Genomic DNA, 18,676 nt, shown 5'->3' with positions numbered 1-18,676 from the left:
AACCACCATGAAGAGAAAGACCACAGCAAAGGCGCTCGTGTCACTCGCCGTCGTGTCGGCGTTCGTGCTGACCGGCTGCGCGCCGTCCGGCGGATCGGGCGGCGGCTCGACCACCGCGCCGGTCTCGCAGGCCGACATCGACAAGGCCATGGACACCGACACGACCCTCACCTTCTGGACCTGGGTGCCCGACGTCCAGAAGGAGGTCGACCTGTTCGAGGCGAAGTACCCCAAGATCAAGGTCGACGTCGTCAACGTGGGCACCGGCACCGCGCAGTACCCGAAGCTGCGGACGGCGCTGAAGGCCGGGAAGGGCGCGCCCGACGTCGCCCAGATCGAGTACCAGTACATCCCGTCGTTCCGTCAGACCGGCAGCCTCGTCGACCTGACCCCCTACGGAGGCGCGGACCTCGAGTCGAAGTACGTCCCGTGGGTCTGGAACCAGGTCGCGGACGACACCGGCGTCTGGTCCGTGCCGCAGGACTCGGGCCCCCTCGGCAACCTCTACCGCTCGGACATCTACGCGCAGGCCGGGCTGACGAAGGCCCCCGAGACCTGGGCCGACTTCGCGACCGACGCGCAGACGATCAAGGACAAGACCGACTCCTACATCTCGAACCTGCCCGGCAACGACCCCGGCCAGATCGTCGGGCTGTTCTGGCAGGCCGGCGCCAAGCCGTTCTCGTACGACGGTGACAAGACCGTCGGCATCGACCTCGACTCGACCGAGACGCAGAAGGTCGTCACCTTCTGGCAGGACCTCATCGACAAGGACCTCGTCTCGACCGACGCCGACTTCAACGACGCCTGGTACCAGGGCTTCTCGTCGGGCAAGTACGCCAGCTGGCAGACCGCCGCCTGGGGCCCCGTCTTCCTGCAGGGCACGGCCGCGAACACGAGCGGCAAGTGGACCGCCGCGAAGATCCCGCAGTGGAAGGCCGGCGAGGACGTCTCGGGCAACTGGGGCGGATCGAGCGACGCCGTCATCACCGGCACGCAGAACCCGATCGCCGCGGCCGAGTTCAGCAAGTTCCTGAACAGCGACCCCGAGTCGACCCTGGCCTTCGCGAACGAGCAGTTCCTGTTCCCGACGACGACCGACACCCTGTCGAGCAGCGACTTCACCGACACCGCCTCGGACTTCTACGGCGGCCAGAAGGTCAACGAGCTCTTCGCCGGCGTCTCGGACACGGTCAGCACCGACTTCCAGTGGCTGCCGTTCATGGACTACGTCTACTCGAGCTTCAACGACACGCTCGGCAAGGCGATCGCCGACCACTCCGACCTGTCCGCCGCCCTCACGGCGTGGCAGGACGACGTCACCGCCTACGCGAAGCAGCAGGGCTTCACCGTCAAGTAGCGCTCACGGGGTGCCGCCCGCCCGCGGGCGGCACCCCCTCGGCCCGGCAAGGAGCCCCATGTCCACCTCCGTCACCCCTCGTCGAGACGCGACCCGCGCCTCCTCGTCCCGTCAGCCCGCCACCCCGCGGCGCACGAGCTCGCTGCACCGACCGCAGCTCGTCGCGGCCTGGGCGCTGGCGATCCCGTTCCTGGTCGTCTTCGCGGCGATGTTCCTGGTGCCGCTCGGCTACGCGGGCTACCTGAGCACCTTCACCTCGCAGCTCGTCGGCGGGCAGGTCTTCTCGGGCCTCGCCAACTACAGCCGCGCGCTGAACGACCCGAGCTTCTGGGCCGGTCTCGGCCGGGTCGCCCTGTTCCTCTTCGTGCAGGTGCCGATCATGCTCGTGATCGCCCTGTTCGTGGCGCTCGCGCTCGACACCGGCCGCGTGGCCGGCAGCAAGTTCGTCCGCCTCGCGATCTTCGTGCCGTACGCCGTGCCGGGCGTCGTCGCGACGCTGATGTGGGGCTACCTCTACGGCCGCGAGTCCGGCCTGATCGCCCAGGTGATCAGCGGTCTCGGGCTCACCCCGCCCGACCTGCTGTCACCGCAGAACGTGCTCGGCAGCACGATGAACATCGTCAGTTGGGAGTTCATCGGCTACAACATGATCGTGCTGTACGCCGCGCTGCGCAGCGTGCCGACCGAGATGTACGAGGCCGCCGAGATCGACGGCGCCGGGCCCTGGCGGGTGGCGTGGAGCATCAAGATCCCGGCGATCCGCTCGGCGATCCTGCTGACCGTGATCTTCTCGGTGATCGGGTCGTTCCAACTCTTCAACGAGCCGAACCTGCTCTACAGCATCGCGCCCAACGCGATCGGCTCGGACTTCACCCCGAACCTCTACGCGTACAACGTCGCGTTCAAGAACCAGGACGTCAACTACGCCGCGGCCATCGCGTTCCTGCTCGGGTTCCTCATCATGATCATCAGCTACGTGGTGCAGCTCGCCACCTCACGCAAGGAGCGACTGTCGTGACGATCGCACCCGCACCCGTCGACACCGCCGGGACCACGGCGGTCGACCGTCCCGTCCGCCGCCTCGAGAGTTCAGGAGGCGCGGGTCGGCGCCGCCCGCGACGTCGCGTCGAGCGGTCGAAGCGCAAGACGCCGATCCTCACCGTGATCCTGTGGATCACGCTGGCGTACTTCCTGCTGCCGCTGATCTGGCTGGCGATCCAGGCGACCAAGACGAACGGCGACATCTTCTCGACGTTCGGCCTGGCCTTCGGCCGCACCTTCGCCCTGGGCGACAACCTCGCACAGCTGTTCACGTTCCAGGACGGCATCTTCGTGCAGTGGATGGGCAACACGGTGCTCTACGCCGTGGTCAGCTCGGTCGGTGCCGCGGTGCTCGCCACGATGTGCGGCTACTCGCTGGCCAAGTACGTCTTCAAGGGCAAGTCGTTCGTCTTCGGGCTGATCCTCGGTGCCGTCATGGTGCCACTGACGGCGCTGGCGATCCCGACCTACCTGCTGTTCAGCGCGGCGAACCTCGTCGACACCCCCTGGGCGATCATCCTGCCGTCGCTGGTCAGCCCGTTCGGCGTCTACCTGATGCGCGTCTACGCGAGCGAGGCGGTCGACGACAGCCTGCTCGAGGCGGCCCGCATCGACGGGGCCGGCGAGCTGCGGATCTTCCTGACGATCGCGTCGCGGCTGCTCGCGCCGGGCATCGTCACGGTGCTGCTGTTCGCACTGGTCTCGACCTGGAACAACTACTTCCTGCCGCTGATCATGCTGAACGACCCGTCGCTCTTCCCGGCGACGGTCGGCCTGGCGCAGTGGCAGCAGGCCGCGACCGGCGGCGGTGGTGCCCAGGTGCTGTTCTCGACCGTGCTGACCGGATCGTTCGTCTCGATCCTGCCGCTGGTCGTGGCGTTCCTGTTCCTGCAGCGCTTCTGGCAGTCCGGCCTGAGCGCGGGCGGCGTCAAGGGGTAGGCGGTTCGACTCCCGCCCGACCCCCGGTTCACGGTGGGGGTCGGCGCGGGTGGGCCGTGGCCGTGGCAGCGGCGGCCCGGGAGGCGGTGGTGACGTTGAGAGGTCGCCACCGCCTCCGTTCGCGCGTGAGACCCCAGGAAGTCGCCGAGACCCCTGCGCGCGCCGAGGGGTCTCGGCGACTTCCTGGGGTCTCGGCGTCAGAGGCGGGCGTGCAGGTCGGCGACGCGGGCGCGGATGTCGTCGCGGACGAGGCGCATGCGCTCCATGCCCTCGATGCCGCGCTCGGAGGGTTCGTCGGTGACCCAGGTCTCGAACCGGGTGCCGGGGACCTCGTCGACCCGCGCCTCCTGACCGAGGACGACGACCACGTCGGCATCGCGCACCATCTGCTCGGTGAGGACCTTGGGGCGCTCGTCGCCGAGGTCGATGCCGAGCTCGGCGAGCGACTCGACCGACTGCGCGTTGAGGTCGGTGCCGGGCTTCGTGCCGGCCGAGACGACGGTGACCTCGTCGCCGGCGAGGTCACGCATCAACCCGGCGGCCATCTGCGACTTGCCCCCGTTCTTCTGGCAGACGAACAGGACGGAGGCACGGGTCGGGGTCATGCGCACACCGTACCCACCGCAGGTGGCCGGCCCCCGTGCCCGCCCCGCCCCGCACCGCACGGACGGCGGCCGGACCCCAGGAACTCGCCGAGACCCTCGTGCGCGCCCCGGGGTCTCGGCGACTTCCTGGGGTCTCGGCGGACGTCGGCCCGTCAGGCGTCGAGACGGGCCCGGGCCCGACCGCGCACGGCGAGGATCGTCCCGCCGATCAGGGCCGAGACGAGCGAGCCGACGAGGACGCCGACCTTGACCACGTCGTCCTGCTCGCTGCCGGTGCCGTAGGCGAGCTCTCCGACCAGCAGCGACACGGTGAACCCGATGCCGGCCACGAACGACAGCCCGAGCACGTCGCCCCAGCGCAGGCTCGGATCGAGCCGGATGCCGGGCAGGCGGGTCACGAGCAGCGACGCCCCGGTGATGCCGATCGACTTGCCGAGGACGAGCGCCACGACGATGCCGATCGCCACGCTGTCGCTCAAGGACTCGACCAGCCCGCCGAAGCCGCCGACCGTGACACCGGCCGAGAAGAACGCGAAGATCGGCACGGCCACGCCCGACGAGACCGGGCTCCAGCGCTCGGCGAAGTGGTGGGTCAGCGGGTGCCGCACCTCGCGGCCGTCCGGGCCGACGTGCGTGACGCCGGCCCGGGCCGTGGCCACCGCGGGAACGAGCAGGCCCAGCAGCACCCCGGCGATCGTGGCGTGCACCCCCGACGCGTGCACCAGGGCCCAGGCGACGACGCCCAGCGGGATCAGCAGCCACCACGACCGCACCCCGCGCCGGACGAGCACGGCGAACGCGGCCAGCGGCAGCAGCGCCAGCAGCAACGGGACGAAGGCGATGCCCGCCGTGTAGAACACCGCGATGATCGTGATGGCGATGAGGTCGTCGACCACCGCGAGCGTCAGCAGGAAGGTGCGCAGCGCCGGGGGCAACCGCTTGCCGACGACGGCGATCACGGCGACGGCGAACGCGATGTCGGTCGCGGCCGGGATCGCCCAGCCCTGGAGGGCGTCGGGACCGGCACCGAGGTTGATCAGCGTGAAGATCAGCGCCGGCAGGACGACCCCGCCGACCGCCGCGGCGATGGGCAGCACGGCCACGCGGGGGTCGCGCAACGAGCCGGCGACGAACTCCTGCTTGAGTTCGAGGCCGACCACGAAGAAGAAGATCGCGAGCAGGCCGTCGGCCGCCCAGGTGCCGACGCTGAGGTTCAGGTGCAGTGCCTCGGGACCGAACGACACGTCGCGCACGGCCGAGTAGAACGAGCCGGCCGGGCTGTTGGCCAGCACGAGCGCGAGCACGGTCGCGGCGAGCAGCAGCAGACCGCCGGTCGTGTCGCGGCTGAGGAAGCGTGAGAGGCGTGCGGCCCGCCCCTCGGCGTGGGGCGCGTGGGCGGGAGCAGGAGGAGCGGCCGTCGGGTCGGCGGGGGTGGGGTCGGTCATGGGTGTCGTCCTTCGGGAGCGTCGGTGAGCAGGGCGGGGCGTCCGCTCGACCCGTCGACGACGAGGAGCGGCGCTACGCCACGGGCGGCGGGCACCCGGCGATCTCGCCGTGGGCGTTGCTGCCCCACAGGCTCATCCAGCCGTTCGTGCCACAGGTGCGCTTCGTCAGCACGAGCCGCTTCGGGAACGCCTGCTGCGCCGTGCGCGCCCGGCGCGGGGCGCGGGACAGGCAGGCGGGTGACGACATGCCCACCAGGGTACCGCCGGGGTCCGTGAGCGGGCCGACCCGCGCCTCCTGTGACCCGGTTCTCGCCGGGTCGGGAGGCGCGGCCCGGTCAGGAGGTGCGGCGCACGTTCTCGACGAAGCCCGCGGCCCGCACGCGCAGGCTCGCGATGCGTTCGAGTCGGGCGGCCTCGACGTCGAACCCGAGGTAGGCCTCGGGCGGCAGCACGTGCACGTTGTCCGAGCACTCGAACCCGCCGCAGACGAGCGTGCCCACGGTGTCGCCGTTGCGTCCGGCCGCGCCCGCCCGCTTCGCGCTGTAGAACAGCACGTCGGCCGGCAGCCGGACGTCCTGGCACCAGGTGCACTGCGCCCGCTGGCGGGGTGACGCCTCGGCCTGGCGCAGCACGACGCCGGCGACCGCGGGGCCCGGGCGGCCGTCCGCGTCGAGGGTCGGCACGACGACGTAGGCCCGGCGGGCGAGCTTGGGGTCGCGCCAGCCGAGGTACTCGAGGTCGGTCCAGTCGAGGTCGGCGACGTGGGCGGGCAGGGTCAGGTCGGACGCCTCCTTGCGGCTCGCGTTGACGAACGAGGCGCGGACGGTCTTCTCGGTCAGGGGGATCATGTGGTTCTCCGGTCGTCGGGCCCGGGGCGGCGACGACGTCGGCGGGCACGGGCGGACGGCGACCGCCCGTGCCCGCCGTCGACGCGTCGATCGGCCCGGGTGTTCTCGTGGGACCGTGCCGGGGCTGCAGCCCGCGCGGCACGGCGGTGGACGGACCGACCCGGACGGTCGATCCGCTGCGGAGACGCGACTACCTGCAGCCGGCGCACGCGGCGCCGACGACCCCCTCACGCCCGGAGGGCGTCACGGGTGCGGACGGGATGATCACCGGGCCACCCTAGGGCGGTGGGGCTCCGGCGGCAACGGGGCCGCGCCTCCTGCGATCGGGGTCGAACCACCGGTGCGCCGTCGAACCATGCAGAGGCGCGGTTCGACGGCGCATCGACGGTTCGACCCGGAGCGCTTCGCCGGTTCCGGAGGCGCGGGTCGTGTCCACGAGGCGGGTGCCGGCCCCGACGCACCACGAAACGGTTGTCGCACCGCCGAGATCGGCGGTGCGACGTCCGGTCGGCGGTGCGACGCGCGGGATCAGCCCGCGTGGCGCCCGTGGTGGTCGGGGTCGCTGCCGTCGGGGACCGCGTCGACCGGAGCCGTCGGGTCGACGTGCGAGACGTGCCCGTCACCCGAGGCCGAGGCCGAGGCCGAGGCGTGCGGCTGCGACCGCTCGAGGGAGGCCCCCTCGACGTCGACGTCGGGCAGGATGCGGTCGAGCCACTTCGGCAGCCACCATGCGGCGTCGCCGAGCAGGTGCATCACGGCAGGGATCAGCAGCAGGCGCACGACGAACGCGTCGACGAGCACGCCCAGCGCCAGGCCGAGGCCGATCGACTGGATCATCACCGAGTTCGAGAACACGAAGCCCGAGAAGACCGCCGTCATGATCAGGGCCGCGGCCGTGACCACCGTGCGACCGGCGTGGACGCCGCGCTGCACCGCCAGGCGGGCCGACGAGCCGTGCGCGTACGCCTCACGCATGCCGCTGACCAGGAACAGCTGGTAGTCCATCGCGAGTCCGAACAGCACGCCGACCATCAGGATCGGCAGGAAGCTCAGGATCGGCCCCGGGTCGTGCACCCCGAAGACCGGGCCGAGCCAGCCCCACTGGAACACCGCGGTGACGCCGCCGAATGCGGCGAACAGCGACAGGACGAACCCGATCGTGGCGGTGATCGGCACCAGGATCGAGCGGAACACGAAGATCAGGATGATCAACGACAGCCCGACGACGACGAGCAGGTAGAGCGGCAGGGCTCCGGCCAGCTTCTCGCTGACGTCGATGTTGCCCGAGGCGTTGCCGGCGACGCCGAGCGACGAGACGTCGTCGATGTCGAGCCCGCGCAGGTCGCGCACGAGCTGCTCGGTCGACTCGGCGGTCGGCCCGCCCTTCGGCACGACCTGGAACGCCAGCAGCGTGTCGTCGTCCGAGGCGCCGATGGGGGCGACCGCGGCGACGTCGTCCTGGTCCTTGAGGATCGTGCCGATGCGCACCTGCTCCGAGACGAGGTCGTCGTCCGAGATCGCGGTGGGCAGGTCGGCGACGACGACCAGGGGGCCGTTGACGCCGGCGCCGAACTTCTCGTCGATCAGCTTGTACGCCTTGTAGGCGCTCGAGTCGACCGGCTCGGACGACCCGGCGGGCAGGCCGAGGCGCATCGAGAGCGCGGGGATCGCGACGATCAGCAGCACGGCGACGCCGGCCACGAGGGTCAGCACGGCACGCGTGGTGCTCATCGGCTTGGTCGGCACCCGGACGGCCCCGGTGTTGCCGACGGCCTTCCGCGCCTTCTTGGTGAGGATGCGCAGGCCGACGAGGCGCAGCAGTGCCGGGGTCAGCGTGATGGCGATCAGGATCGCCACGAACACGCAGACGGCGCCGACGGTGCCCATCAGTCCGAGGAACGGGATGCCGGTCAGGTTCAGCGCGAGCAGGGCGATCAGCACGGTCGAGCCGGCGAAGACGACCGCGTTGCCCGAGGTGCCGTTGGCCAGGCCGATCGACTCGTGCAGCGGCACCCCCTCTTTCAGCTGGGTGCGGTGCCGGTTGAGGATGAACAGCGAGTAGTCGATGCCGACCGCGAGGCCGAGCATCACGCCCAGCACGGGCGTGACCGACAGCATCTCGACGGCGCCCGAGAGCGACAGCGAGGCGAGCACGCCGACGCCGACGCCGATCAGGGCGTTGATCAGGGGCAGCCCCGCACCGATCAGGGTGCCGAGCATGACGAACAGCACGATGGCGGCGATGACGACGCCGGCCACCTCGCCCGGGCCGAGGATCTCGGGGATGCTGGCGGCGATGTCGTTCGACACCTCGACCTCGACGCCGTCGATGTCGGCGTCGTTCATCGCCTCGACGACGGCCTCTTTGTTCTCGCTGGTGACGAGGTTGAGCGCCTTGTCGAACTGGATGCTGGCGACGGCCGTGGTGCCGTCGGTCGACACCTGGCGGATGCCGTCGGTCAGTTCGAGCAACGAGGCACCCTGCTCGAGCGTGGCGCTCTGCGTCTCGAGCTCGGTCTTGCCCGCGTCGAGCTCGGACTGCTGCGTGGCGATCTGCTGCGTGCCCGCGTCGAGCTGGGCCTGTTGCGCCTCGAGCTGCGGCGTGGCGGCGGCGAGGGCCGCCCCACCGGCGGCCTGCGCCTGGGCCTTGGCCGCGTCGAGCTGCTGCTGGCCGGCGGTGATCTGGGCCTTCGCGGCGTCGATCTGGGCCTGGCCCGAGGTGATCTGGGCCTCGCCCGCGGTGATCTGCGCGCGGCCGTCCGTGATCTTCTGGGCCTGGTCGTCGATCTGCTGCTGGGTCGCGAAGGGGTCGGTGGTGCCCTTGACGTCGTCCAGCTCCTTCGCGTCGGTCAGCAGGGCCGCGATGTCGGACTTCTGCTGGTCGGTGAAGGCCGAGTCGTCGGTGGTCGTAAAGACCACCGTGCCGGTGCCGCCGCTCGCCTGGGGGAACTTCTCGGCGAGCTCGTCGCTGACCTTCTGGGTCGCCGTGCCGGGGATGCTGACGGCGGTGGTCAGCGTGCCGCCGAACAGCGCGAAGGCGCCGCCGGCGAGGCCGAGCACGACCAGCCAGGCCACGATGACGAGCCAGGCCCGCCGGGCCGAGAACCGGCCGAGTCGATAGAGCAGGGATGCCATGGGTGTCTGTTCCTCCAGGGGTGGTGCGGGGTGATGCGGGTTGCGGGGGTGGGCCTCACGTCGCGTCGTCGAGAAGGAGGTGCGGGTCGGCCGGAGACGCCGGCCGACGGGTCAGGGGGTGGTCGCGTCGCGCGCCGTCGGGGCAGCTGCTGCCGGGGAGGGCGTCGTCGTCGGCCCGTAGCCGGTGCGGATGCTCGTCGTCATCCGGTCGAGCAGGTCGGCCCACACGTCGCGGCTGTCGGCGTCGACGACCGCGCCGGTCCGCATGATCCAGTGGCGGGCGACGACGGCGATGCCGTTCATCAGCGAGCTGACGAGCACCTCGGCCTCGAGCGGGTCGGTGGCGGGGCTGCGCTCGGCCATCTCGATCGAGAGCTGCTCGGTGACGCGGGTGAAGACGTCCTGGATCAGGCTGTGCGACCGCGGGTCGCTGCCGTCGTCGCCGAGGACGCCCCAGAGGTACGAGACGACGGCCGGCAGGTCGATGCCCTGCATGGCCTGGATGACCTCGGCGAACAAGGAGGCGCGGCTGCCGTCACCGACGGGAGTCGCGGCGGTCGCGGCCCGGAACTCGTCGACGGCGCCGGTGAGCACGCGGGTGCAGGCCGTCATGACGACCTCGTCGAGCGACGAGAAGTGGTTGAAGACCGTGCGCCGCGAGACGTCGGCCCGCTCGGCGAGCTCGTCGACGCTGAAGCGGGGTGCCCCACGCTCGGCGATGAGCGCGTCGGCGGCGTCGACGATGGCCTGACGGTGCTTCGCCTTGAGGGCGGCACGGCGGTCGGGCACCAGGGTCTTGACGGACACCTGCCTACACTAAGTGCAGCGACGCACTCGGTGCACCCACGACGGCTGGGCAGTTGCTGGGACTTGCGCGGCCGGGACGCGGCATGCCCACCGCGCGGGGCCCGCGCCTCCTCGTCCGACCGATCGAGTGGGCGGAAGATGCCCTTCCCTCGTCGGGGAAGGACATCTTCTGACCACTCGACTGGTCGGGTGACTAGCCGGCGGCGATCTCGCGGAGGGTGGCGAGGTGCTCGGCCCAGGCCTCGCGCCCGGACGGGGTCAGCTTCAGGCTCGTCCGGGGTCGCTTGCCCACGAACCCCTTCGTGACCGCGACGTAGCCCGCGGCCTCGAGGGCGCTGACCTGCTTGCTCAGGGTCGAGTCGGTCACCTGCACGGCGTCGCGTAGGTCACGGAAGTCGAGACCCTCGGCCGCGGCGAGGGCCGCCATCATCGAGAAGCGGACGGGCTGGTGCAGCAACTCGGACAGCCGGAGGCGCGGGTGCGGTCGGGCGGTCATCGTCGCGCCTCGCGCACCTCGACGACCGCACAGGCGACCGACACCACGAGCAGCACGGCCGCCATCACCGCACTGCCGACGACGTTCTGGCCCTGCGAGAAGCCGACGACGAGCATGGCCCCGACGTAGCAGGCGAAGAACGCGGCCAGATACGCGATCCAGCGTCGGCCGAAACCCGCCCGGGCCGACCTGTTCAGCACGACGAGCGCCACGACCAGGACGGCGACCCAGACCAGCAGGCCGCCCATCGAGACGAAGTAGGCGGTGCCCGTGGTGAGCCCCATGGCGAGGGTTCCCATCGACGCCGCGGCACCGAGGCCGAGCAGGAAGGCCACGGCGGGCCAGCTCGCCGCCGACGTCGCGCTTCGACCCACGGCGGCGGCCTGGTCGAGCAGACGCCGGGCCTCGGCGGAGTCGGGGGTGCCGGTCGTTCCGGTGGTGTCAGCGGTCATCATGATCGTCCTCTCGTAGGATTCTCACTCTAGAAAGTACTTTCCTGTTAAGCAAGTACTTTCTCGTCCAACCCGATCGAGCGGACCGAAGATGTCCGTCGCACGCGGCGGAAGGACAACTTCTGCCCACTGACGGGCCCGCCGAGGCCGGGCGCCCCCGGCCGGGCCGGGCCGGGCTAGATCGTCTCGTCGAGGTCGAGCAGGCGGGCGCTCTCGTCCCAGAGACGGCGGGCGAGGTCGGCGTCGGCCGCCTGACGGGCGACGCGGCCGGGCGCCTTGAGGCGGTCGAAGTAGTTGCCGCTCGGTGCCGGCACGGTCGTGGCACCCGCGAGGCGGATCAGCGGCTCGGCGCCGTCCTCGGTCGACACCGCGAGGCGCTTGGCCGCGGTCATGAAGGCGCCGTCGCCACCGAAGCCCGAGGCGACGAACCCGGGATGGAACGCGAACGCGTCGACCCCTCCGCCGGCGCGGGGCAGGCGTCGGGCCAGCTCGCGGGTGAACAGCACGTTGAGCAGCTTCGACGTGCCGTAGGCGCGGAAGCCGCCGGCCCACGCACCCCTCGCGTTGTCGAGGTCGTCCAGGTCGACCTTGCCGAAGAGGTTGCCGGCACTCGAGGTCTGGACGATGCGGACCGACCCGGCCGGCGCCTCCTTCGCCGTCTCGAGGAGGCGCGGCGTCAGCAACGCGGTCAACAGGAAGGGAGCGAGATGGTTGCACTGGAACGTGGTCTCGTGCCCGTCGACCGTGAGAGCACGCTCGGGGATCGTGGCGCCCGCGTTGTTGGCGAGCACGTGGATGCGGGGGTTCTCGGCGAGCAGCTGGTCGGCCAGCTCGCGAACGGTCGACAGGTCGGAGAAGTCGGCGAGGTAGGCGGTGCCGCCGATCTCGTGGGCGACCGTGCGGGTGCGGTCGGGGTTGCGACCCACCACGGCGACGGTGGCACCACGGCGGGCGAGCTCACGGGCGGCGGCGCGGCCGATGCCCGAGCTGGCTCCGGTGACGACCACGGTCCGGTCGTCGAGGCGGGCGGCGGGAGGCAGGGTGACGGTCATGCATCGGACGCTAGGCGGGATGCGGCGGGGCGGGTCGACGGTCGGCGTTCTCTCGGCAGGCGCTCAGCCGCGCGGGCCTCCGCCCGCGGTACCGTCGCAATGCGAGACAATCTGTTTCGAATCAGGGCCCCGCTCTCGTGCCCGACCCGACCCGCCCCTCCTCAGAGAAGAGACGACATGTCCGACGCCACCGTTCCCCTGACCGGCTCCAGCACCATCGGCACCTGGCTCGACCACCCCGAGGGCGGGCCCGCGATCCGCGCCGCACTCGGGCAGGGAGGCGCGTTCGACGAGAGCGCGCTCGCCCCGGTCCGCGGCCTGCCGCTGCAGCAGCTGGTCGCGATGAGCCAGGGGCAGGTGCCGCAGGAGCTCGTCGACGGCCTGGTGCTGCAGGTCAACGGCGGCGTCGTGCCCGACGAGACGGTCGACGCCGACGGCCCGTGGCGCGAGACGGTCACCTCCGGTCGGTTCGCCGGCAAGACCGTGGTCGTCACGGGTGCGGCGTCCGGCATCGGCCGTGCGACCGCGTCCCGCGTGGCCCGCGAGGGCGGTCGCGTCGTGGCCGTCGACCTATTCGCCGACAAGTTGGAGGCGCTGGTCGCCTCCCTGCCCGACGCCGACGTGGTCGTCGTCGCCGGCGACATCACGAAGCAGGACGACATCGACGCGATCGTCGCGGCCGCCGGCGACCGCATCGACGCCCTCGCGAACATCGCGGGCATCAACGACGACTTCTCACCGCTGCACGAGACGAGCGACGCCATGTGGGACCGCGTCATCGGCATCAACCTGACCGGTGGGTTCAAGCTGTCGCGCGCGGTGATCCCCGTGATGCTCGGGGCCGGCCGCGGCTCGATCGTCAACGTCGCGTCCGAGGCGGGGCTGCGCGGCAACGCGTCGGGCAACGCCTACACGGTGTCGAAGCACGGCGTCGTCGGGCTGACCAAGTCGGCGGCCTTCATGTACGCGCAGCAGGGCATCCGGGTGAACGCGGTGGCGCCGGGCGGCGTCGCGACGGGCATCCCCTTCCCGGCGAACGTGTCCGAGGTGGGGTCGGCGCGGCTGCGTCCGTTCCAGGCGGCGATCCCGACGATCGCGACGGCCGAAGAGCTCGCGGCGTCGATCACCTTCCTGCTGAGCGACGACGCGGTGAACGTGAACGGCGCGATCCTGGCGAGCGACGGCGGCTGGTCGGTCCAGTAGGGCCGGACGATCCGCGGCGAGGCCGGGTGCGGCGGGACGTGCACGAGGATGGACCGGTGACCACCGCACGCCCCTCCCGCCCCGGCCGCGCCCGCAGCGAGGCCGCCCGCCTCGCGATCCTCGACGCGACCCGTGACGAGCTGGCCGAGCGGGGCTACGACAAGCTCTCGCTCGACCGCATCGCCGCGGCGGCGGGTGTCGGCAAGGCGACGATCTACCGCTGGTACCCGGCGAAGGCGGCGCTGGTGGCCGAGGGCATGCTCACGGGACATCTGCTGCCCCACCTCGAGGTGGCCGACACGGGCGACGTGCGTGGGGACGTGCTCGACTGGCTCCGCGCCTCCTTCTCGGCCTTCGCCTCGCCCGCGGCGGGCGGGCTGATCCGGGCGTCGATCGCGGCGACCGCCGAGGACGCCGCCGTCGCCGAGCACTACGACGAGCGCGTCACCTCGGTCACGCGGGCGGCGCTGCTCGCCCGCCTCGAGTCCGGGAGGCGCGCGCGGCAGATCCGGGACGACGCCCCGCTCGAGGCCCTGGTCGAGTCGCTGATCGGCACGGTGCTGCTGCACGTCGTGACCCGCCGCGACCCCGGGGACGCCGCGCTCGAGGCCACCGTCGAGCTGCTGTTCGACGGCGTCGCGGCGCGCCCGGCCTGACGCGTCGCCGACCGCCCGTCGCCTCCTCCACGGACACGAGCCGAGCGGGCCGCGGAGCGGCGGCTTGTGGAGAGACGGCTCCGCCGCGTCGAGTCGCGAAAGCGTCGTCGCATGATCGATGCGACTGGCACCGAAAGTCGGAGAAATATAAACTCGGAGGCTCGAGCATATGGAGGTCACCATGGCGATGACGAGCGTGGACGTGGACACCGAGCTGTTGGCAGCCGCGAAGGGTATCCTCGGCGTGAGGACGACGAAGGACGCCATCAACCAGGCACTCGGCGACATCGTGAAGCGGCAGGTGCAGCTCGAGGCCTTGGCCACGTTGAGCGGGATCGGGGTCGACGTCGATCCGCAGCCAGCAGGCCCGGGGACGATCGACGCGTGAGCACCGGCCGTCCAGGGCTCCACCTCGCCGAGCCCGACGAGCACGAGACGGAGGCGCGGCGGCCCCGCTTCATCATCGACAACTCGGCGTGGCAGCGGGTCGCCACCGAGCCGGTGGTCCGTGCAGCGATCGAGGCGATAATCCGGACGACCGCGCCGGACGACATCCTCGTATGCCCGCCTGTCGCGGCCGAATACGGCTTCAGCGCTCGCAGCCCCGAGGACCACTCCACGATCGTCCTGACGCTGGCGGGTGCCTTCTCGGACTGCCGGGTGCATCCGGAGGTGCGAGACGTGGCGGCCATCCGATCTGCTCTCTTCGCCGCTCACATGGGCCGGGCAGCGGGCGCCGTCGACGTCCTCATCGCCGCCTACGCAGTCGTGAACCAGGCCACCGTCGTGCATTACGACCGGGATTTCACCCACATCGCCCGCGCCTACCCCGATCTCCACCACCGATGGGTGGTGGCCGAGGGCAGCCTCTGAGCAGTGATCGACCGAGCCTCGCCGACGGCGAGCTGCGAGCGTCAGCAGCAGTCGCAGGCCCCGACGTCGCGCTCGCCCGTGAGCGCCGAGACGGGCACGGCGCAGGCGTCGCCGTGCCAGGCCTCGAGTCCCTCGCGCACGGCGAACACGACGATGACGAGCCCGGCGACCGGGTCGGCCCAGGCCCAGCCGAAGGCGAGGTTGAGGACGAGGCCGAGCAGCACGGCGGCCGACAGGTAGCTGCAGATCAACGTCTGCTTCGAGTCGGCGACGGCCGAGGCCGACCCGAGCTCTCGGCCCGTGCGGCGTTCGAGCAGGCTGAGGAACGGCATGATCGCGAGGCTCACGGCGGCGAGCACGATGCCGACGCCGCTGTGCTCGGGCTCGCGCAGGCCGGTCAGGGCGAGCACGGCGTCGACCCCGACGTAGGCGGCCAGCGCGAAGAAGGCGACGGCGATGACGCGCAGGGCGGTGCGCTCGCGCTTCTCGGGGTCGGGGGCCGCGAACTGCCAGGCGACCGCGGCGGCCGAGAGCACCTCGACGATCGAGTCGAGGCCGAACCCGATCAGGGCCGTCGACGACGCGACGGTGCCCGCGGCGAGCGCGACGATCGCCTCGACGACGTTGTAGGCGATGGTGGCGGCGACGATCCAGCGGATGCGGCGCTGCAGGACGATGCGGCGGGCGGCGGTGAGGGCGGACGCTCCGGGGACGCGCCCCGCGACGACGTCGGGCCCGATCGGCAGGCTCACGCGCCGGGCCCGCAGCAGAGCGGCACGTCGCAGGCCTCGTCGGTGCAGCCGACCCCGTCGTCGACGGCGAGCACGACGTCGACCAGCGCGCGCAGAGCTGCCGTCAGGTGCGGGTCGGCGATCTCGTACCGGGTGCGACGGCCTTCGGAGGTGGCGACGACGATGCCGCAGCCGCGCAGGCAGGCGAGGTGGTTCGACACGTTCGACCGGGTCAGGTCGAGCGTCTCGGCCAGCCGAGCCGGGTACCCCGGCGCGTCGAGCAGTTCGAGCAGGAGGCGCGAGCGGGTCGGGTCGCTCAACGCGCGCCCCAGCCGGCTCATCGCATCGAGGCGCGGGACGATGGTCAGCATGCGCTGAACTGTACAGCGCATGCTGACCTGTCGTCGAGACCTACGGCTGGCGCGTGGCCCGACGCCGGCGGAGGACGACCAGGCCGACGCCCGCGGCGAGCAGCCCCAGTGCGGCGGCGACGATGCCGACCACGTGGTCGGAGCCGGTGTAGGCCAGGTCGGCGCGAGCAGCCGCGTCACGGGCGGCGGCGGCACGGGTCGCCGTGTCGGCCGCGGTGATCGTGCCGGACGCGGGCTGCTGCACCGCGCCTCCTGCAGCCGGCTGTGCCGGCACGACAGGCGCCGTCGCGCCCGGGTCGACCGGTGCCGGGTCGACCGGTGCGGGGTCGACGGGAGCGGGGTCGACAGGTGCGGGGTCGACCGGTGCGGCGGCGAGCGACACCGTGCCGTCCGCCGCGACGGTGATCGGCACCGACATGGCGGCCGCGAGGTCGAGGCGCTGCCAGCTGCCCGAGGCTCCCTTGTCGAGCGGACGGCCCGAGTCGATGGCGGTGAGGGCGAGCACCTGACGTCGCTGGTCGTCGGTCAGGGTCGGGCGGCTCGAGATCAGCAGCGACTCGGCGCCGGCCGGGACGGTCATGGCCTGCCCGGCCGTGCCGACGAGGGGGAAGTCGTAACTCATGCGGTCCTGGTAGACGGCCAGCGCCTCCTGGTCCGAGAGGTAGGGGGTGTCGGCGGCGATGCAGACGTCCAAGGAGGCGCCGCATCCGGCCTCGAGGACGTCGCGCAGCTCGGCGCTCGCCTCCTCGAACAGCACACGGAACTCGGGGTCGGCCCAGCGGCGCTCGACGATCTCCTGGCCCATCATGCGGCCGCTCATCACGTCGAGCGGGTAGTGCGCGGCCATGACGACGCGGTTGTCGCCGGCCTCGGAGGTGCGGGCCAGGATCTGCGGAGCGAGCTCGGGCAGCATCGTGGCGAGCGAGGTGCCCTGCCAGTAGGCCTGCGAGGTGTGACCGCTCGGGTACGCGCCTGAGGTCGAGGCCCAGGCGTCACCACCGGGCTTGTCGCGGTAGGTGAGCCGTTCGGGGAACCGGATGTACGGGCGGTCGTAGTCGAAGTGCTCCTTGGCGGGGTTCGACGACGAGTAGTAGCCGACCAGCCCGCCGTCCTTCGCGAGCAGCGCGGCGGTCTTCGGCAGCTCGCCGGCGGCGCGGGCGGTGCGGTAGATCTCACCGAGTCGGGCGCCGAGGCCGTCCGACATGGAGACGGACATGTCAGCGTACTGGTCGACGATCGCACGGTCGACCCGGGCCGGGGTGGCGCCCTGGTTGATCGCGACGGTCTTCTCGTCGTTCAGCGCGATGATGTCGGGGCGCTCGGCCCGCAGGGTCGTGAACTGGTCGATGATCGGCACGTAGTCGTAGGTCGCGTTCGACGCGTACGGGTAGCTCAGTTGGTCGGGCTCGAACGGGGTGGCCGCCGAGGCCGAGAGGGCGCCGAAGCCCGAGAGCAGCACGCCCAGGCCCGTGCTCGCGGCGAGCACCGAGGCGCGGCGGACGGGCCGTCGATCGGCCGCGTGTCGGGGGCGGAGGGGGGTCGTGGTCGTGATGATCGTGCCTCTCGTGGGTGCCTGCACCGACCTGCGTCGGCGGCCTGGTGGGGCCACGCCGAACCGTAGGGAGGCCGAGTGGCGCACGCCTGGACGACAGGTGACGCGCAGGTGACCTCGACGACGGCACACACCGGTGACGGCACCTGCGGCCTAGCTCCACCCCCGACGGGACGCGTTGGCCGCGACGGATTCGGAGAGCGTGGCCGCGAACGGCTCGTCGACCTGCGCGGCGGCCGCCTCGAAGGCCTCGGCGACGCCGCCGACGATGCGCCGGTACCGGTCGACCGCCTCGTCCGCGGGGATCGCGAACGACCTCGCGGCGTCACGGAACTGCGGTTCGCCGATCGAGTCGAGCGCGTACTCGTCGCCGATCGACATCGCCGAACGCAGGGGGGCACCGCCTCGGGTCGGATAGGGCGAGTGCGAGCCGAGGTCGTAGAGCGGCGCGAGTCGCACGTCGGAGCCGTTCAGCGTCAGCGAGTAGTTCTTCGCGTGCGCGTCGGCGTTCTGGCAGGCCACGGTGAACTCGAGAGCGTCGAAGAGTGCGCGCTGCGTCGCCGAGCGGGTGTGGTGGTCGGAGATGTTCTCGGCCACGACCCGGGCGATCTGCCGCACGGACGGCCCGCCCTGATCTTGGTACTTGCGTGACGGGTCGACGCTCATCGCCTGGCAGAAGTCCTCTTGGTGCAGCCGGTGCCACACTCCGTCCCGCTCGACGCGATCGAAGCGCCGGGTCACGAAGACCCGGGTGCCCCGGGCCGTCCGCAGCAATTCGTGGTCGGCCACGTCCAGGCCGAGCATCCGGGCCGCGGCCATCGACACGTACTCGTTCACGTCGTGGTCCGGGAGAGCGGCCACTGCCGGCTTGAGGATGTGGGTCGTCGGGGTGGAGTCCCGAGGCACCCCCCACGAGCCGTCCGGGAACCGGAACAGCGCCACCTTGCTCTGCGCCCCGGCCAGCGACCAACGACCAACGACCACCGTGGTCGTCCCTCCCCCAGACTCCCGGATCACGGGACGCACTGGCGAGAAGGACGGCGACGTCGTCGTCGGTGAGCCGCTCGACGTCTCCCGTCCGCGACGCGGCATCGCTCGACGCCTCGTCGG

Annotated in this window: 20 protein-coding genes; 7 read left to right on the top strand and 13 right to left on the bottom strand. The window is 71.7% G+C overall.

From position 1 onward, the window contains the following. The first annotated feature begins 7 nt into the window (after positions 1 to 7). The 3 genes from BIV04_RS09765 to BIV04_RS09755 are packed head-to-tail and all read left to right on the top strand — an operon-like array spanning position 8 to position 3,340. Positions 8 to 1,360, top strand: a complete 1,353-nt coding sequence (locus BIV04_RS09765) for an ABC transporter substrate-binding protein (RefSeq protein ID WP_071256096.1) — start codon at positions 8 to 10, stop codon at positions 1,358 to 1,360. Between the two features lie 58 nt (positions 1,361 to 1,418). Further along, positions 1,419 to 2,378: a carbohydrate ABC transporter permease gene (locus tag BIV04_RS09760; RefSeq protein ID WP_071256095.1), complete on the top strand. Its 960-nt coding sequence runs from the start codon at positions 1,419 to 1,421 to the stop codon at positions 2,376 to 2,378. Continuing rightward, on the top strand, positions 2,375 to 3,340 hold the full coding sequence (locus tag BIV04_RS09755; RefSeq protein WP_369825308.1) for a carbohydrate ABC transporter permease: 966 nt from the start codon (positions 2,375 to 2,377) through the stop codon (positions 3,338 to 3,340). Before BIV04_RS09760 ends, BIV04_RS09755 begins: the two co-directional genes overlap by 4 nt. 197 nt (positions 3,341 to 3,537) lie before the next feature. On the opposite strand, the gene BIV04_RS09750 is transcribed toward BIV04_RS09755, so the two are convergent. From BIV04_RS09750 to BIV04_RS09715, 9 genes are all read right to left on the bottom strand, one after another. Continuing rightward, complete coding sequence (locus BIV04_RS09750; RefSeq protein WP_071256093.1) at positions 3,538 to 3,945, bottom strand: low molecular weight phosphatase family protein; 408 nt, start codon at positions 3,943 to 3,945, stop codon at positions 3,538 to 3,540. Positions 3,946 to 4,097: 152 nt separating this feature from the next. After that, on the bottom strand, positions 4,098 to 5,390 hold the full coding sequence (gene nhaA / locus BIV04_RS09745) for a Na+/H+ antiporter NhaA (RefSeq protein WP_071256091.1): 1,293 nt from the start codon (positions 5,388 to 5,390) through the stop codon (positions 4,098 to 4,100). A 73-nt stretch (positions 5,391 to 5,463) separates the two neighbouring features. Then, a complete protein-coding gene (locus BIV04_RS17150) occupies positions 5,464 to 5,637 on the bottom strand; it encodes a hypothetical protein (RefSeq protein ID WP_177174803.1) in 174 nt (57 codons plus the stop codon). Positions 5,638 to 5,725: 88 nt separating this feature from the next. Further along, positions 5,726 to 6,238 (bottom strand): FBP domain-containing protein, encoded by a 513-nt coding sequence (locus BIV04_RS09740; RefSeq protein WP_071256090.1) that lies wholly within the window; start codon positions 6,236 to 6,238, stop codon positions 5,726 to 5,728. Positions 6,239 to 6,766: 528 nt separating this feature from the next. After that, complete coding sequence (locus BIV04_RS09735; protein ID WP_071256089.1) at positions 6,767 to 9,373, bottom strand: MMPL family transporter; 2,607 nt, start codon at positions 9,371 to 9,373, stop codon at positions 6,767 to 6,769. Positions 9,374 to 9,484: 111 nt separating this feature from the next. Further along, positions 9,485 to 10,180: a TetR/AcrR family transcriptional regulator gene (locus BIV04_RS09730; protein WP_071256088.1), complete on the bottom strand. Its 696-nt coding sequence runs from the start codon at positions 10,178 to 10,180 to the stop codon at positions 9,485 to 9,487. Positions 10,181 to 10,373: 193 nt separating this feature from the next. Beyond that, positions 10,374 to 10,676: a transcriptional regulator gene (locus BIV04_RS09725; protein ID WP_056228304.1), complete on the bottom strand. Its 303-nt coding sequence runs from the start codon at positions 10,674 to 10,676 to the stop codon at positions 10,374 to 10,376. Continuing rightward, a complete protein-coding gene (locus BIV04_RS09720; protein WP_071256517.1) occupies positions 10,673 to 11,128 on the bottom strand; it encodes a hypothetical protein in 456 nt (151 codons plus the stop codon). Before BIV04_RS09720 ends, BIV04_RS09725 begins: the two co-directional genes overlap by 4 nt. 176 nt (positions 11,129 to 11,304) lie before the next feature. Then, complete coding sequence (locus tag BIV04_RS09715; protein ID WP_071256087.1) at positions 11,305 to 12,180, bottom strand: SDR family NAD(P)-dependent oxidoreductase; 876 nt, start codon at positions 12,178 to 12,180, stop codon at positions 11,305 to 11,307. 177 nt (positions 12,181 to 12,357) lie between these two features. Here BIV04_RS09715 and BIV04_RS09710 point away from each other — a divergent pair, with 177 nt between their 5' ends. The 4 genes from BIV04_RS09710 (at position 12,358) to BIV04_RS17140 (ending at position 14,912) form a co-directional block, all read left to right on the top strand. Continuing rightward, the gene (locus tag BIV04_RS09710; RefSeq protein WP_071256086.1) at positions 12,358 to 13,383 is read left to right on the top strand and encodes an SDR family NAD(P)-dependent oxidoreductase; all 1,026 of its coding nucleotides are present in this window, start codon (positions 12,358 to 12,360) and stop codon (positions 13,381 to 13,383) included. Positions 13,384 to 13,439: 56 nt separating this feature from the next. Then, a complete protein-coding gene (locus BIV04_RS09705; RefSeq protein WP_083396333.1) occupies positions 13,440 to 14,039 on the top strand; it encodes a TetR/AcrR family transcriptional regulator in 600 nt (199 codons plus the stop codon). A gap of 202 nt (positions 14,040 to 14,241) precedes the next feature. Next, positions 14,242 to 14,427 (top strand): hypothetical protein, encoded by a 186-nt coding sequence (locus BIV04_RS17145; protein WP_177174802.1) that lies wholly within the window; start codon positions 14,242 to 14,244, stop codon positions 14,425 to 14,427. Beyond that, positions 14,424 to 14,912 (top strand): PIN domain-containing protein, encoded by a 489-nt coding sequence (locus BIV04_RS17140; protein ID WP_177174801.1) that lies wholly within the window; start codon positions 14,424 to 14,426, stop codon positions 14,910 to 14,912. Before BIV04_RS17145 ends, BIV04_RS17140 begins: the two co-directional genes overlap by 4 nt. A 41-nt stretch (positions 14,913 to 14,953) precedes the next feature. Here BIV04_RS17140 and BIV04_RS09690 read toward each other — a convergent pair whose 3' ends face one another. The 4 genes from BIV04_RS09690 to BIV04_RS09675 form a co-directional block, all read right to left on the bottom strand. Continuing rightward, positions 14,954 to 15,658 carry a cation diffusion facilitator family transporter gene (locus BIV04_RS09690; protein WP_255364271.1) on the bottom strand — a complete coding sequence of 235 codons (705 nt, stop codon included), beginning with the start codon at positions 15,656 to 15,658 and terminating at the stop codon, positions 14,954 to 14,956. 2 nt (positions 15,659 to 15,660) lie between these two features. Then, complete coding sequence (locus BIV04_RS09685) at positions 15,661 to 16,014, bottom strand: helix-turn-helix transcriptional regulator (protein WP_071256084.1); 354 nt, start codon at positions 16,012 to 16,014, stop codon at positions 15,661 to 15,663. A 40-nt stretch (positions 16,015 to 16,054) separates the two neighbouring features. Continuing rightward, entirely contained in the window at positions 16,055 to 17,593 is a 1,539-nt protein-coding gene (locus tag BIV04_RS09680; RefSeq protein ID WP_255364244.1) for a phosphatase PAP2 family protein, read from the bottom strand. 126 nt (positions 17,594 to 17,719) lie between these two features. Then, complete coding sequence (locus tag BIV04_RS09675) at positions 17,720 to 18,550, bottom strand: HipA domain-containing protein (protein ID WP_071256082.1); 831 nt, start codon at positions 18,548 to 18,550, stop codon at positions 17,720 to 17,722. Positions 18,551 to 18,676 lie beyond the last annotated feature (126 nt).

The sequence above is a fragment of the Frigoribacterium sp. MCBA15_019 genome (genome assembly GCF_001864945.1).
Lineage (GTDB): Bacteria > Actinomycetota > Actinomycetes > Actinomycetales > Microbacteriaceae > Frigoribacterium.
This window is presented reverse-complemented; position numbering and strand designations above follow the sequence as displayed.

Bases quoted from the DNA above. Each gene is read 5' to 3' on its own strand.
- nhaA (WP_071256091.1), bottom strand. From the start codon at position 5,390: ATGACCGACCCCACCCCCGCCGACCCGACGGCCGCTCCTCCTGCTCCC.
- BIV04_RS17150 (WP_177174803.1), bottom strand. From the start codon at position 5,637: ATGTCGTCACCCGCCTGCCTGTCCCGCGCCCCGCGCCGGGCGCGCACG.
- BIV04_RS09685 (WP_071256084.1), bottom strand. From the start codon at position 16,014: ATGCTGACCATCGTCCCGCGCCTCGATGCGATGAGCCGGCTGGGGCGC.
- BIV04_RS09725 (WP_056228304.1), bottom strand. From the start codon at position 10,676: ATGACCGCCCGACCGCACCCGCGCCTCCGGCTGTCCGAGTTGCTGCAC.
- BIV04_RS09740 (WP_071256090.1), bottom strand. From the start codon at position 6,238: ATGATCCCCCTGACCGAGAAGACCGTCCGCGCCTCGTTCGTCAACGCG.
- BIV04_RS09735 (WP_071256089.1), bottom strand. From the start codon at position 9,373: ATGGCATCCCTGCTCTATCGACTCGGCCGGTTCTCGGCCCGGCGGGCC.
- BIV04_RS09710 (WP_071256086.1), top strand. From the start codon at position 12,358: ATGTCCGACGCCACCGTTCCCCTGACCGGCTCCAGCACCATCGGCACC.
- BIV04_RS09760 (WP_071256095.1), top strand. From the start codon at position 1,419: ATGTCCACCTCCGTCACCCCTCGTCGAGACGCGACCCGCGCCTCCTCG.
- BIV04_RS09765 (WP_071256096.1), top strand. From the start codon at position 8: ATGAAGAGAAAGACCACAGCAAAGGCGCTCGTGTCACTCGCCGTCGTG.
- BIV04_RS09750 (WP_071256093.1), bottom strand. From the start codon at position 3,945: ATGACCCCGACCCGTGCCTCCGTCCTGTTCGTCTGCCAGAAGAACGGG.
- BIV04_RS09715 (WP_071256087.1), bottom strand. From the start codon at position 12,180: ATGACCGTCACCCTGCCTCCCGCCGCCCGCCTCGACGACCGGACCGTG.
- BIV04_RS09720 (WP_071256517.1), bottom strand. From the start codon at position 11,128: ATGACCGCTGACACCACCGGAACGACCGGCACCCCCGACTCCGCCGAG.